This is a genomic window from Stenotrophomonas nitritireducens, assembly GCF_001431425.1.
In the GTDB taxonomy this organism is placed as follows: domain Bacteria; phylum Pseudomonadota; class Gammaproteobacteria; order Xanthomonadales; family Xanthomonadaceae; genus Stenotrophomonas; species Stenotrophomonas nitritireducens.
On record NZ_LDJG01000039.1, the window covers coordinates 1 to 13488 of the forward strand.

At 71.4% G+C, this 13488-nt stretch carries 16 protein-coding genes; 5 read left to right on the top strand and 11 right to left on the bottom strand.

Annotated elements, in window-relative coordinates; all coding sequences use genetic code 11:
* On the top strand, positions 1-663 hold a 663-nt coding region (locus tag ABB22_RS18450), incomplete at its 5' end, for an MFS transporter (RefSeq protein ID WP_484600306.1).
* A 3-nt stretch (positions 664-666) separates the two neighbouring features.
* Here the strand turns inward: ABB22_RS18450 and ABB22_RS17040 are convergent.
* Together ABB22_RS17040 and ABB22_RS17045 are read right to left on the bottom strand one after the other, a co-directional pair.
* Complete coding sequence (locus tag ABB22_RS17040) at positions 667-933, bottom strand: DksA/TraR family C4-type zinc finger protein (RefSeq protein ID WP_055770167.1); 267 nt, start codon at positions 931-933, stop codon at positions 667-669.
* 76 nt (positions 934-1009) lie between these two features.
* A complete protein-coding gene (locus tag ABB22_RS17045) occupies positions 1010-1567 on the bottom strand; it encodes a DUF2058 domain-containing protein (RefSeq protein WP_055770170.1) in 558 nt (185 codons plus the stop codon).
* A gap of 64 nt (positions 1568-1631) precedes the next feature.
* Between ABB22_RS17045 and ABB22_RS17050 the strand changes: the two genes are divergently transcribed.
* Both ABB22_RS17050 and ABB22_RS17055 read left to right on the top strand, forming a co-directional pair.
* On the top strand, positions 1632-2144 hold the full coding sequence (locus ABB22_RS17050; RefSeq protein ID WP_055770174.1) for a M48 metallopeptidase family protein: 513 nt from the start codon (positions 1632-1634) through the stop codon (positions 2142-2144).
* A 113-nt stretch (positions 2145-2257) separates the two neighbouring features.
* Positions 2258-2968 carry an RNA pseudouridine synthase gene (locus tag ABB22_RS17055; protein ID WP_055770176.1) on the top strand — a complete coding sequence of 237 codons (711 nt, stop codon included), beginning with the start codon at positions 2258-2260 and terminating at the stop codon, positions 2966-2968.
* A 342-nt stretch (positions 2969-3310) separates the two neighbouring features.
* On the opposite strand, the gene ABB22_RS17060 is transcribed toward ABB22_RS17055, so the two are convergent.
* Genes ABB22_RS17060 through sstT form a run of 3 tightly spaced genes read right to left on the bottom strand, consistent with a single transcriptional unit; the run spans position 3311 to position 5546 of the window.
* On the bottom strand, positions 3311-3613 hold the full coding sequence (locus ABB22_RS17060) for an AzlD domain-containing protein (protein ID WP_055770180.1): 303 nt from the start codon (positions 3611-3613) through the stop codon (positions 3311-3313).
* Positions 3610-4338: an AzlC family ABC transporter permease gene (locus ABB22_RS17065; RefSeq protein WP_162838914.1), complete on the bottom strand. Its 729-nt coding sequence runs from the start codon at positions 4336-4338 to the stop codon at positions 3610-3612. The genes ABB22_RS17060 and ABB22_RS17065 overlap by 4 nt, the downstream gene beginning before the upstream one ends.
* On the bottom strand, positions 4338-5546 hold the full coding sequence (gene sstT / locus ABB22_RS17070) for a serine/threonine transporter SstT (protein ID WP_055770183.1): 1209 nt from the start codon (positions 5544-5546) through the stop codon (positions 4338-4340). The genes ABB22_RS17065 and sstT overlap by 1 nt, the downstream gene beginning before the upstream one ends.
* Before the next feature lie 114 nt (positions 5547-5660).
* On the opposite strand from sstT, the gene ABB22_RS17075 reads away from it, so the two are divergent.
* Positions 5661-7238, top strand: coding sequence for a phospholipase D family protein (locus ABB22_RS17075; protein ID WP_055770185.1), 1578 nt, complete (start codon positions 5661-5663; stop codon positions 7236-7238).
* Between the two features lie 30 nt (positions 7239-7268).
* Here the strand turns inward: ABB22_RS17075 and ABB22_RS17080 are convergent, their stop codons facing one another.
* The 4 genes from ABB22_RS17080 to ABB22_RS17095 form a co-directional block, all read right to left on the bottom strand.
* Complete coding sequence (locus tag ABB22_RS17080) at positions 7269-8309, bottom strand: HDOD domain-containing protein (protein ID WP_152984243.1); 1041 nt, start codon at positions 8307-8309, stop codon at positions 7269-7271.
* A 76-nt stretch (positions 8310-8385) separates the two neighbouring features.
* Positions 8386-8676 (bottom strand): hypothetical protein, encoded by a 291-nt coding sequence (locus ABB22_RS17085; protein ID WP_055770191.1) that lies wholly within the window; start codon positions 8674-8676, stop codon positions 8386-8388.
* 92 nt (positions 8677-8768) lie between these two features.
* A complete protein-coding gene (locus ABB22_RS17090) occupies positions 8769-9980 on the bottom strand; it encodes an MFS transporter (protein ID WP_152984244.1) in 1212 nt (403 codons plus the stop codon).
* 70 nt (positions 9981-10050) lie between these two features.
* Complete coding sequence (locus ABB22_RS17095; protein WP_055770197.1) at positions 10051-10686, bottom strand: LysE/ArgO family amino acid transporter; 636 nt, start codon at positions 10684-10686, stop codon at positions 10051-10053.
* 125 nt (positions 10687-10811) lie between these two features.
* On the opposite strand from ABB22_RS17095, the gene ABB22_RS17100 reads away from it, so the two are divergent.
* Positions 10812-11717 (top strand): LysR family transcriptional regulator ArgP, encoded by a 906-nt coding sequence (locus tag ABB22_RS17100; protein ID WP_055770200.1) that lies wholly within the window; start codon positions 10812-10814, stop codon positions 11715-11717.
* 235 nt (positions 11718-11952) lie between these two features.
* On the opposite strand, the gene ABB22_RS18295 is transcribed toward ABB22_RS17100, so the two are convergent.
* Together ABB22_RS18295 and ABB22_RS17105 are read right to left on the bottom strand one after the other, a co-directional pair.
* Positions 11953-12153, bottom strand: coding sequence for a hypothetical protein (locus tag ABB22_RS18295; protein ID WP_055770206.1), 201 nt, complete (start codon positions 12151-12153; stop codon positions 11953-11955).
* A 50-nt stretch (positions 12154-12203) separates the two neighbouring features.
* Positions 12204-13121: a M14 family metallopeptidase gene (locus ABB22_RS17105; RefSeq protein ID WP_055770208.1), complete on the bottom strand. Its 918-nt coding sequence runs from the start codon at positions 13119-13121 to the stop codon at positions 12204-12206.
* Positions 13122-13488: the final 367 nt, after the last annotated feature.

Here is a 13488-nt window from a genome sequence, read left to right on the forward strand (position 1 = left end):
CTGGCGATGGCGGTGCTGGCGCGGCTGTTGCCGGCGCTGCCCAGCCGGAACAGCGGTTCGGCCAGCAGCATCCCGCTGCTGCTGCGCCGCCCGGCGCTGCTGGCGCTGTACCTGCTGGTGATGGTGGTGGTAGCCGCGCAGTTCACCGGCTACAGCTACATCGAACCGTTCGTGCAGCAGGTCGGCGGTTTCGATGCGCACGTGACCACCTGGGTGCTGCTGCTGTTCGGCGGCATGGGTTTCTTCGGCAGCCTGCTGTTCTCGCGCTTCGGCACGCGCTGGCCGCGCGGCTTCCTGCTCGCCGCCATCGGCATCCTGGCGCTGTGCCTGCTGGGCCTGCGCCTGTCCACCGGCAGCGCATGGATGCTCTACGGACTGGCCTCGGTGTGGGGCGTGGCGATGATCTGCTTCGCGCTGTCGATGCAGTCCAAGGTGCTGCGGCTGGCGGCCGACGCCACCGACGTGGCGATGGCCTTGTTCTCGGGCATCTTCAACATCGGCATCGGCGCCGGCGCGCTGATCGGCAGCCAGGTCGGCCTGCGCCTGGGCATGGGCCATATCGGCGGGGTCGGCGGGTTGGTCGCCGTCGCCGGGTGGTTGTGGTGGCTGTTCGCGATGCGGCGCTGGCGCGGGAGCTTCATGCTCGGCAGCGACGGCCGCTGAGCCTCAGCGCAACTGGCTGTCCTTGCTGCCGCGGCGGTTGTAGCCGCTGTGGGCCGATTCCTCGGCATCCAGCGCCTGCTGGCAGGCCACGCACAGGCGTACGCCGGGAATGGCCTTGCGCCGCGCCTCGGGAATCGGCGCATCGCATTCCTCGCAGCGCTCCAGCCCCGGCCCGCTGGGCAGGCGGCTGCGGGCGCGCTTGATCGCGTCCTCGACGGTGGCGTCGATCTGATCCTGAACGGCGGTATCGCCCGCCCAACCGGTGGCCATGGCTGGCTGCTCCGAAGTGACTTGGGCCCAGCCTAGCGCAACCGCCCGTATCCCGGGCCAATGCGCCCGCCCGGCGTCACCACACCAGGTCGTCGGGCACCACGAACTGCGCGTAATAGGCGTCATCCTCGGCATTGCCGCTGGATTCGGGCGCATCGCCGGCCTGGCCGTGGTCGAGCACGATCAGCGTGGCGTCGCGCTCGCGCACCTTCTCCGCGGCCAGCCGCGGCAGCAGTTCGAAACCCTCGCCATGGCGCGCGATCACCAGCGTGCCGGCGGCCAGTTGCCTGCGCAGCGTCTCGTCCACCAGCAGGGTGCGGATCGCCTCGCCATCGCTGAAGCGGTATTCCAGTTCGCCGCGGCGCGGCACCCTGCGGTCGGCGATGATCTGCCGCGCCTGCGCGCGCAGCTCCTCGGCGCGGCGCCGGGCGTTGTGCTCGGCGGCCAGCACGCGGTCGCGTTCGGCCTTTTCCGCGCGCGCGCGTTCGGCTTCCAGCTGGCCTTCGCTGGGACCGGGCGGCGCGCCCTTGGCATGCCGCGCCTTGTTCTGCTCGCGCGCGACCTGCGCGACCTGCGATTTCTTGACCAGGCCGGCCTTGAGCAGCTGCTCCTGCAGGGGGTTCGCCTTTGCCATTTCTGCACTACGTGATCGGATCGATGCTGCCATGATACCGGCCCGCCCCTGCCCGCGCCCGCCGATGCAGCCCCTGAAATACCTCGCCGGCTACCCCGAACACCTGCAGCAGCGCGCCCGCGAGCTGCTGGCGCAGGGAGCGCTGGGCCAGGCCGTGCGCCGCCGCTACCCGCAGGCGCATGCGGTGCGCAGCGACCGCCAGCTCTACGACTACGTGCAGGCCTTGAAGGAGCGCCACCTGCGCCAGTCGGTGCCGCTGGGCAAGGTGCTGTACGACGGCAAGCTGCAGGTGCTCAAGCACGCGCTCGGCCTGCACACCGCCGTTTCCCGCAACCACGGCGGCAGGCTCAAGGCCAGCCGCGAGATCCGCATCGCCAGCGTGTTCCGCGATACGCCGGCCGAGTTCCTGCGGATGATCGTGGTGCACGAGCTGGCGCACCTGAAGGAGGCCGAGCACAACAAGGCCTTCTACCAGCTGTGCCTGCACATGGAACCGGACTACCACCAGCTGGAATTCGACCTGCGCCTGTACCTGACCGCGCTGGAGCAGGAAACCGTGCGTCCCCCTGACCCGTAGGTGTGGCGCCTGCCCCGCGCGGCGCCCCACCGGCAATGCTTCGTGGCGGGCAAGTCCGGCACCTGCCCTCGTCCCGGCGCTACACTCCCCGCCCGCCGTACCGGACCAGCACCATGACCACCCCCATCCGCCTCGACAAGCGCCTCGCCGCGCAGCTGCAATGTTCCCGCGCGCAGGCCCGGCACTACATCGAGGGCGGCTGGGTCAGCGTGGATGGCGTGGTGGTGGAGGCGCCTCAGGCCATGGTGGCCGGCGAAACCGTCACCCTCGCCACGGGCGCGGCCAGCGAGCCGGCCGAACCGTCGACGCTGCTGCTGAACAAGCCCGCCGGCTGCACCGCCGACGAACTCTCCGCGCTGCTTCGCGAGGATGGGCGCTTCGCCGAGGACGCCTCCGGCATTCGCATGCTGCACCGCCACTTCCTGCGCCTGGAAACGCCGATGCCGCTGGACGACGACGCCTGCGGCCTGGTCGTGCTCACCCAGGACTGGCGCGTGCGCCGGCACCTGCTCGAAGCCGGGCCGGGGCTGGAACAGGAATTCATGGTCGATGTCGAAGGCGAAGGCAGCCCGTGGGCGCTGCCGAAGCTGACCCATGGGCTGGACTACCAGGGACGCGCCCTGCCCGCCTGCAAGGTCAGCTGGCAGAGCGAGCAGCGCCTGCGCTTCGCGATCAAGGACGTGCGGCCGGGGCAGTTGCAGCACATGTGCGCCCAGGTCGGGCTGCGCGCCGCGCTGGTGCGCCGGCTGCGCATCGGCCGCATCGGCCTGAGCCGGATGCCGGACGGCCAGTGGCGCTATCTCGCGTCCGGCCAGCGCTTCTGAGGCATCGCTCTCCCTAGAGCGGGGCAACGCCCTGCCGGGGGTGTTCCCGGGCAGGCCCAGCCGGGCGTTGCCCGGCGCTACAGCGCTGCCAGCGATCTGTTCCCTGTAGAGCGGGGCAACGCCCCGCTGGGGGCATTCCCGGGCAGGCCCTGCCGGGCGTTGCCCGGCGCTACAGCCCTGCCAGCGATCTGTTCCCTGTAGAGCGGGGCACCGCCCTGCCGGGGGTGTTCCCGGGCAGGCCCTGCCGGGCGTTGCCCGGCACTACAGCCCTGCCAGCGATCTGTTCCCTGTAGAGCGGGGCAACGCCCCGCCAGGGCATTCCCGTCATGGCCCACCCGGCACCTACAGCAGGCGCAGCAGGGCTGCCGCCGCGGCGCCGGCCAGCACCACCACCAGGAACGGCAGGCGCAGCAGCAGGGCCAGCGCAGCCACCGCCAGTGCGCCGAGGCGCGCGTCCAGCACCACGCCCTGCCCGGCGGAGACCGCGTTCATCGTGGTCAGCGACGCCAGCAGGCCGATGGTCAGGGTGCCGGCCACGCGGGTCATGCGCGGCGATTCCATCCAGCGCACCGGCACCAGGTAGCCGCAGAATTTGATCGCCCAGGCCACGACGCTGCCCAGCAGCACCCAGCTCCACAACGTCATCGCGCGTCCCCCGCATCGCTGGCGGGCGTCACGTCCGGCTCCAGCCCCTCATCGGCCGGGCCGCGCCCGAACCAGCCCCACACCGCCGCGACCGCGGCCGCCAGCAGGATCGGAACGCCCGGCGGCGCCCACGGCAACGCCAGCATCGTCACCAGCGCGCAGGCCACGGCGATGGCCACCGGCTCGCGCGAGCGCAGGCGCGGCCACAGCAGGCCGAGGAAGGCCGCCACCGCGGCGCCATCCAGCCCCCAGCGGCGCGGGTCGCCCAGCGCGTCGCCGAGCAGCGCGCCGAGCAGGGTGAACAGGTTCCACAGCAGGTACACGCCCACGCCGGCCACCCAGAACCCGCGGCGCTGCTCGGCAGGCTCGCTCTGGCCGGCGGCGGTCGCCACCGATTCGTCGATGGTGACCTGCGCCGACAGCGGGCGCAGCCAGCCGCGCGGCCGCAGCATGCGGTTGATCTGCGCGCCGTACACCGCGTTGCGGATGCCCAGCAGGGTGGCCGCGCCAAACGCCGCCGCGCCGGTGCCGCCGGCGCCGACCACGCCGATGAAGGCGAACTGCGAGCCGCCGGTGAACATCAGCAGGCTCAGCGCCACGGTCTGGCCGACGCTGAACCCGGACGCCACCGCCAGCGCGCCGAAGGAAACGCCGTACAGGCCGGTGGCCAGCGCGATGGACAGGCCGATGCGTACCGCCGGGGTGAAACTCGCGGCCATCGCCATCAGCCGCGCCCGCGCGCCTGTTCGGCGGCGGCGACGAACACCACGTCGGTGGAGGAATTGAGCGCGGTCTCGGCCGAGTCCTGCACCACGCCGACGATGAAGCCCACCGCCACCACCTGCATCGCCACGTCGTTGGAGATGCCGAACAGGCCGCAGGCCAGCGGGATCAGCAGCAGCGAGCCGCCGGGCACGCCGGAGGCGCCGCAGGCGCCGATCGCCGCCACCACGCTCAGCAGCAGCGCGGTGGGCAGGTCCACCGCGATGCCCAGCGTGTTGACCGCGGCCAGGGTCAGCACCGAGATGGTGATCGCCGCGCCGGCCATGTTGATGGTCGCGCCCAGCGGGATCGCCACCGAATAGGTTTCCTCGTGCAGGCCCAGCTTGCGGCACAGCTCCATGTTGACCGGGATGTTGGCCGCCGAGGAGCGGGTGAAGAACGCGGTGATGCCGCTCTCGCGCAGGCAGCGCAGCACCAGCGGATACGGGTTGCGGCGGGTCACCACCGCCACGATCAGCGGGTTGCCGACGAAGGCCATGAACAGCATCGCGCCGACCAGCACGCACAGCACGTGCAGGTAGTTCTTCAGCGCCCCCAGCCCGGACTCGGCCAGCAGCGAGGCGACGATGCCGAACACGCCCAGCGGCGCCAGCCGGATCACCATGCGCACGATCCAGGTGATCGCCGCGGACAGGTCGCCGACCAGCGCGCGGGTGCCGTCACCGGCGTGGCGCAGCGCCAGCCCCAGGCCGATCGCCCAGGCCAGCAGGCCGATGTAGTTGGCATGGGTCAAGGCGTTCACCGGGTTGTCGACGACCTGCATCAGCAGCGTCCGCAGCACTTCGCCGATACCGCCCGGTGCGCTCATGCCGGCCCCGGCCGGGGTCTTGAGGATCAGGGTGCTGGGGAACAGGTAGCTGGCCAGCACGCCGACCAGCGCGGCGGCGAGCGTGCCGATCACATACAGCAGCAGGATCGCGCGGATATGGGTCTTCTGCCCCTGCCGGTGGTTGGCGATGGAGGCCGTCACCAGGACCAGGACCAGCACCGGGGCCACCGCCTTCAGCGCGGAAACGAAGATCGTGCCGAGCAGCCCCACCGCCTGCGCGCCCTGCGGCCAGGCCAGCGCCAATACGATGCCGGCAAGCAGGCCGATGATGATCTGGGCCACCAGGCTGGGGGCGCGGAAGAAGGTGGAACGGTCGCTCATCGGCAGGCTCGGGCAAGGCAAACCGCGATTCTCGCCCAGACGGCGCGGCACCCGCATCCCCGGAACGTCATGCCGACGCCGCCGGCAGCACCCGATCGCCGCTAGGATGCGCGCATGGAACCGCCCCGCTCCCGCGCCAGGCGCCTGCTGCGCCTGTGCGGCCGCCTCCTCGCCGTGCTCCTGCTGCTGGTCGCCAGCGGCCTGCTGCTGGGCGACCGGCTCACTCCGCGCGCCGTCGGCACGCCTTCCACCGCGCTGCCGCCGCGCGCCGGGCAGACCCCGCTGGACCGCGCGCTCGAACCCCAGCTCGCCGCGCATCGCGGCCGGAGCGGCGCGGCCTACCTGGTCGACGGCCTGGAAGCCTTCGCCGCGCGCTCGGTCGTCACCCGCCAGGCCGGCCGCAGCCTGGACCTGCAGTACTACATGTGGCACGACGACATGGTCGGCCACCTGCTCGTACGCGACGTGTATGCGGCGGCCGAGCGTGGCGTGCGCGTGCGCCTGCTGCTGGACGACATGAACGCCTCCGGGCTGGACGCGCAGCTGCTGGCGCTGGACGCGCACCGCAACATCGAGGTGCGCCTGTACAACCCGTTCCGCAACCGCGAGGGCCTGTGGCGGCTGGTGGAGATGGTGCAGCGGGTTTTCAGCCTCAACCACCGCATGCACAACAAGGCCTGGATCGCCGACGGCCGCGTGGCGATCGTCGGCGGCCGCAACATCGGCGCGGAGTATTTCGATGCGCGCCCGGACGTCAATTTCCGCGACCTGGACCTGCTGCTGGCCGGCCCGGCCGCCGGCCAGGCCAGCGCCATCTTCGACGCGTTCTGGAACAGCCGCGCCGCCGTGCCCATCGCCACCCTCGCCCCGGCCTCGCCGCACCAGCTCGGCCAGCTGATTTCCCGCGCCAGCCTGGATGCACGCCAGGCCGAGGCGCGCCCCTACCTGCAACGGCTGCGCGAACGGCTTGGCGATGGCTATGTCGGCGGGCGCCTGCCGCTGCACTGGAGCGAGCGCATCCAGGTGTATTCCGATCCGCCGCTCAAGCACCGCGGCAACGACCGGAGCGACTGGCTGGTGACGCGGCTGGCGGACGCACTGGGCCAGGCACGGCACAAGACTTTGCTGATCTCGCCGTATTTCGTTCCCGGCCGCGCCGGCACCGCGCAACTGCTGCGGCAGTTGGCCGACGGCGTGCAGGTCGGCATCGTCACCAACTCGCTGGCGGCCAACGACGTGGCCGCGGTGCATGGCGGCTACATGCGCTACCGGCTGCCGCTGCTGCGCGGCGGCGCCCGGCTGTACGAACTCAAATCGGGCGGCAGCGGTGACGGCAGGAGCTCGGCCTTCGGCAGCAGCGGCGCCAGCCTGCACACCAAGGCCATCGTGGTGGACGATCGGCGCGGCTTCGTCGGCTCGTTCAACCTCGACCCGCGCTCGGCCTACCTCAACACCGAGATGGGCGTGCTGTTCGACGATCCGGTGCTGGCCGCGCAGCTGCGCGAGGAATACCTGCGTCTGTCCGGTCCCGAACTGAGCTATTACCTCTACCTGGACCGCGATGGCGAGCTGCGCTGGCTGGACCGCGCACGGACGCCGCCGGCCAGCGATGTCGCCGAACCGGACACCACCTGGCTGCAGCGCGCCACCGCGCGCGTCATCAGCTGGCTGCCGCTCGAATCGCAGCTGTAGGGCGCTGCCCGCCGCCGGCAGGCGGCCGGCTCAACCGTCGCGCGGCTCGTCCGGGCTGACCCGCTTCCACAACCAGGCGCCGACGTGGCCGGGGACGCAGGCGGACAGCAGTTCCAGCGCCTGCGCTTCCTCCAGCAGGTCCTCCCGGCACAGCATCGACAGCGCCGCGGCCAGTTCGCCGACCTCCAGCGAGCGCGCCAGCGACGACGAGCGCGCATCCTGCCCGCCCGCCTCCAGCGCGGTGGCGATGTCCGCGGAGAGATGCCATTCGCGCGCGATCCGCGCGGCCAGCGCCGGCGTGCAGCGCTCCAGCAGCGACAACAGCAGTTCCGGCGACGGCGCCAGCGTCTGCCGGCGCGAATAGGCGTCGGCGGTGGCGCGCACCACCATGACCATGCCCAGCCCGCGCAGCAGGCCGGCCAGCTGCGCGGAGAAGCCATCCTCGCGCTCCACGCCGCGCGCATGGTCGGCCGCGGCCAGCGACATGCGCAGGGTGTAGTCCCACATCCGCTGCGAGAACCTCCCGCCGTCGCGGTCGGGGGGATTCATCACCGGCTGCACCAGCGCGGCGGAGATGATCTGGCGGATGCCCTCGTTGCCGACCAGGGTCACCGCGCGTTCGATGCTGCGCACTTCCTGCTGCTGGAAGCGGTACAGCGAACTGTTGGCGATGCGCAGCAGGTTCACCGTCAGCAGCGGGTCGCTGCCGATGATGCGGCCGATGGAACGCGCCGAGGCGGCGCTGTCGTTGACGCTCTGGATCAGCTGCGGCAGCAGGTGCGGGCGCCGCGGGATGTAGCGCTGCGACAGGTCGGCGCGTTCCAGGGTCGCCATCACGGCGTCGGCCACCTGGCGGTGTTCGGGGGTATCTGGCGCCTCCGCCCCGGTACCTTCAATGCCCAGCGCGGCGCGCAGGAAGCGCCGGCGCATCTCCGGCAGCAGGGCCGGTTCCATCCTCGGCGCCGCGGCAGGATCGGTGGGCCGGGCGTCGGGAACGAAGCTCCAGCCCTCGTCCGGACGCCGCCGCCGGAACCACCAGGCCGCGCCCGCGCCGGCCAGAAGCGCTGCCACGACCGCGGAGAGGATCACCGGTTCCAACGCAGGCGCCTCCCGTGCGCAGAATGTGCAGGCCGCATGCCGCGCCCCGTCACCTGTCGGCTTTTTCCAGGCGGATGCCGAGCGGACCGCCCAGCGAGCCGTCCTGGTTGATGGTGAAATCCAGCGACGCGCCCTTCTGCGGCAACGCCACCTTCAAGGTATCGCCCTCGCGCACGTAGGTGGTCTCCTGCGAGATGCCCATCGCCTCGATGGTGACCTTGCCGCCGGTGGTGAAGCTGTACCGGGTGACGCCCATCGCATCGGCATAGACGCCCTTGATGCCCTGGCTGCAGGCCGACAACAGGCACAGCGCGGCGACGATGGGCAGGTACTTCTTCATTCTTCCCCCGGAAATGATGGATCGGCGCCACAAGGCCGCCGCAAGCGGATTGATTCTGCCACAGGCCGGCGGCGACCAAGCGCCGCCGGTCTTCAGCCGTTTTTTCCCGGTTGCGCGACGCCCGTGGCATCGGCCCCGGGCGCACGCACGAAGCGCGCCGACAGCAACAGCGCATAGACCAGGCCGGCCCCCAGCGCCAGCACCGCGCCGCCGGCGAACGCCGCCGCCAGGCCGAAGCGGGCCGCGATCAGGCCGGCCAGCACCATGCCCGCGCCGATGCCCACGTCCAGCGCGCAGAAATAGGTGGCCACCGCGGTGCCGCGCCGCGCATGGCCGCCGAGGTTGACCATCATCGTCTGGTAGGCCGGGTACACCACGCCGAAACCGAAACCGGCGAGCAGGCCCGACAGGTAATAGGTTCCCGGCGCGCTCGCCCATGCCATCAGGCCGAGGCCGGCGACGATCGCCAGGCTGCCGCCGTTGGTCGCCAGCACCACCCGGCCGCCGTCGACCAGGCGCCCGGAGAAGGCGCGCGAAACCATCATCCCCACCGCCATCAGGGTGAAGAAGATGCCGGTATTGCCGGCCCCCAACTGTTTGCCATGGAGTGCGGCGAAGGCCAGCAGCATGCCGTAGCCCAGGCCGATCACCGCCAGGTTCAGCGCCAGCGGAATGCCGCGCACCAGCAGGAAGCGGTCCAGCGACAGCACCGTGGCCGCGCCGTCGCGCAGCTTGCGCGGCGCATGCACCAGCGAGGCCACCAGCAGGCCGGCGACGCCGGCGGCCACCGCCGCCTCGAAGATCGCCTGGAAGGGATAGCGGTCCATCAGCCACAGGCCGGCCATCGGCCCCAGCGCCATCGCCAGGCTGCTCATCAGGCCGAAGAAGCCGATGCCCTCGCCACGGCGCGCGGATGGAACGATGTCGATGGCCTGGGTATTGGCGGCGGTGCTCATCACCGCGAAGGTCACGCCGATGCCCAGCCGTACCAGCACGAAGGCCAGCACGGTGTGCGCCAGCAGGTAGCCGGAGGTGAACAGCACGTAGGCCGCCAGCGCGGCCAGGTAGGCGTGCTTGGCGTTGAAGCGGTCGACGATGAAACCGGAGAACGGCCGCACCAGCAGCGCGGCGATCACGTAGCTGGACAGGACCAGGCCCACCGTGGCCTCGCCGATCCGCAACTGCTCCACCAGGTGGAACGGCAGCGTCGGCATCAGTACGTAGAACGACATGCCCATCAGGAAGTTGGCGATGCAGGCCAACAGGAAACCCGGCGTCCACAGGGCCGGACGCGGCGCGCTCATGCGCGGACCGCCGCGCCGCCGGCGCACGGCGACGTGCCGGCGGGCCCGCAAATGGCCGCCGCCTCGGCCATCAACCGACGCCGCGCAGCGCCAGGGTCAGCGCCAGCACGCTCAGGATCACCGCGATGGTACCGTCGAGCACGCGCCAGGTGCCCGGTTTGTCGAACAGCGGCGCCAGCAGGCGCGCGCCCAGGCCCTGCGCGGTCAGCCACATCGCGCTGGCGGTGACCACGCCGGCGGCGAAGGCCATGCGCGCGTGGCCGAAGTTGTCGGCGATCGAGCCGATCACCACCATGTCCAGCCAGAAGTGCGGGTTGATCACCGAGAACCCGGCCGCGGCCAGCATCGCCGCGCGGCGCGAGGACTCGGCGCTGTCGTCCATCTGCATGCCGCCACCGCCGGCCATGGCCCGCCGCGCCGACTGCAGCGCGTACCAGACCAGGAAGGCGACGCCGCCCCACAGCAGCACCGTGGTCAGCCACGGCAACTGGTTGGTCAGGGTGCGCAGGCCGGCGACGCTGGCGAAGATGAACGCCGCGTCGATGGCGAAGCAGGTGGCGATCACCGGGATCACGTGCTGGCGCAGGATGCCCTGGCGCAGGATGAAGGCGCTCTGCGCGCCGACCACGGCGAAAAGGCCGATGCCGGTACCGGCACCGCTGAGCCAGGCGCTGCTGGTGGCCTGGGCGGCTACTACGGAAAACATGGGGGGACTGCCTGTCTGCTGATGGGGGAGGACGGCACCGGGGTGCGTCGATGCGGGCGATTGTCGCAGTGCAGCATCAAAAAGTAGAGCTAAACTTCTTAAACCATCATTAGCCGAACTTAATCATGCGCATCGACCACGCCCAGCTGCGTGCCCTGGCCGCCGTGATCCGCGAAGGCAGCTTCGAGCGCGCGGCGCTTGCGCTGAACGTCACCGCCTCGGCGGTGTCGCAGCGGATCAAGGCGCTGGAGGAGCGCGTCGGCAAGCTGCTGGTCAGGCGCACCACGCCCACCGAGGCCACCGCCGAGGGCCAGGTGCTGGTGCGCCTGGCCGAGCAGACCGCGCTGCTGGAACGCGATGCGTTCGAACGCATCGGCCTGTCCGACGCCGACCTGCCGCGGGCCAGCATTCCGGTGGCGGTGAACCACGACAGCATGGAGACCTGGTTCCCCGAGGCCGCGCTGGCCTTCGCCAAGGCCGGCAGCACCACCCTGGACCTGCATACCGAGGACCAGGACCACACCGTCGCGCTGCTGCGCCAGGGCGCGGTGCTGGGCGCGGTCACCACCCTGTCCGAGCCGGTGCAGGGCTGCCAGATCCATGCGCTGGGCAGCATGCGCTACGCCGCCACCTGCACCCCGGAATTCCACGCGCGCCATTTCGCCAAGGGCGTCACCGCGCAGGCGCTGGCGCAGGCCCCGGTGCTGGTGTTCAACCGCAAGGACGACCTGCAGGCGCGCTACGCCCAGCGCCTGACCGGCTCGCAGCAGTCGCTGCACGCGCCGACCTGGTGGATTCCCTCCACCCGCGCCTTCGTCCACGCCAACCTCGGCGGCCTGGGCTGGACCATGAATCCCCTGCCGCTGGTGCGCCGCCACCTGGACAGCGGGCGCCTGGTCTACGTCAAGGCGCGCGCCTGGGAGGACATCCCGCTGTACTGGCAACACTGGAAGGGCGAGGTCGCCTCGATGGTGCAGCTCACCCGCGCCATCCTGCAGGCCTCCTCGACCCTGATCCGCAAGCGCCGCTGAGCGGCGCGCGGGAGACCGCGCGGCATCGCATCAATGGGATGGGTCCGGCGGGCATGGCCGTCGTCGCCCGGCGGGGCCTGCCCCAGGGCAGCGTGGCGCCGAACTGCCGGCGTGTCGCGGGGTGGCTCAAGCGCCGCTTCAGGGCGAGGCTGCCGCCTTGCCTTGCGCCTGCCCGCGCGGGAAGGCCCCACGCAGGCGCTCCGGGTGTCCGTGCCCCGCTGCAGCTGCCGGCGGCTCATGCCCGGCCGGTGCCGGTGAAGCCATTGCGGCGGTCGCGGCAGGCATCGGGCGTCCGCCGTTCCCAGGCGAACACGCCCTTGTCCACCCCGCTGGCGGAAAAGCCGATGGCGCGCCGTCCGCAGGCCGGCACCTGCGCCGCATGTGCGCCGGAGCGGGCCAGCATCGCCATCGATGGCCCTGCCAGGATGCCGTTCATGCGCACCGCGCCGCGCGTGGGTCGAAGCCGTGCGCGCAGGACGAGGCGGTTCAGCGCTGCGCCAGCGCGTACTCCAGGCCACCGCGCACCGCCGCCACCTGGGCGTCGTCGCATTGCGCGGGCGTGGCGCGCGGGCTGTCCGGGTAGACCTCGGTGGTGGTGGTGTAACGCGCGCCGGTGATGCCCGCGCACAGGCCCAGCGCCTTGAGCGGGTATTCGATGACGCCATGCGCCACCACCGGCGAGCCGATGATCCGTCCCTGCGCGTCCGGCGGCGCGATGTGGGTGACCTTGGCCACCGCGGCGATCACCGCCTGCTGGAATTCCGGCTGCGGATTGAGCGAATCGGCGCAGAGATAGAAGCCATCGGGAACGCTGTCCGCCTCGAACGGCTTGCCGTCGCGCGCGGCCAGCGCCGGGCGGAACTCGCCCTCGTCGCTGTCGGTGGTTTCGTGCAGGTCGATATGCATCAGGAAACGCTCGGCCAGCGGCTGCACCAGCGCCATCAGCGCCGCCGATTCCGGGGCCGGGCTGCCGGCGGTGAAATTGCGGTTCGGATCCAGCGCCAGCGCGTTCCAGCGCTGGATGCGCTCGTAACCCCACGGACTCACGCAGGGCGCGACCAGCAGATTGCAGCGGCCGGCATAGCCGGCCGCATGCCGGTCGACGAACTGCAGCGCGCCCTGCACGCCACTGGTCTCGTAACCATGCACGCCGCCGGTCACCAGCGCCACCGGCAGGGCATCGTCCCAATCGCGGCTGCGGATCGCCAGCAGCGGATAGGCGCCGGAGGCGTAATCCAGTTCCCCGTACGTTACGACGTCGAAGCGGCCGCGCAGGGCATCGATCTTGGTCAGCACTTCGGCCGCATAGCTGCGCCGTACCGTCTGCCGCGCCAGCCATTGCGCCTTTTCCGGCGCGCCCCAGGCGTGGCCGGGCGTTCCGATGGGATAGAAGGCGGTAGACATGGCGGTTCCTCTGTTGGACAAGGAACGAGTGTAGAGGAACGGGAAACGCGCAAGAACCAGAGCAGGCCGACCGCAATGGCCAGGCCCCAGCGGGGCGGTGCCCCGCTCTACAAGATGACCCGGCTCTGTAGCGCCGGGCAGCGCCCGGTGGGGCCTGGCCGGTGATGCCCTAGCGGGGCGGTGCCCCGCTCTACAGAACGGCTGGCTCTGTAGCGCCGGGCAACGCCCGGCGGGCCTGGCCGGTGATGCCCCGGCGGCGCGGCGCCCCGCCCTACGGCGAGCGGTCGTCCAGCCGCGCGGCGATGTCCTCGTCCTTCTGCTGCCACAGACCGTTCATCCATTGCTGGAAGCGCGCGCGGAAGGCGCG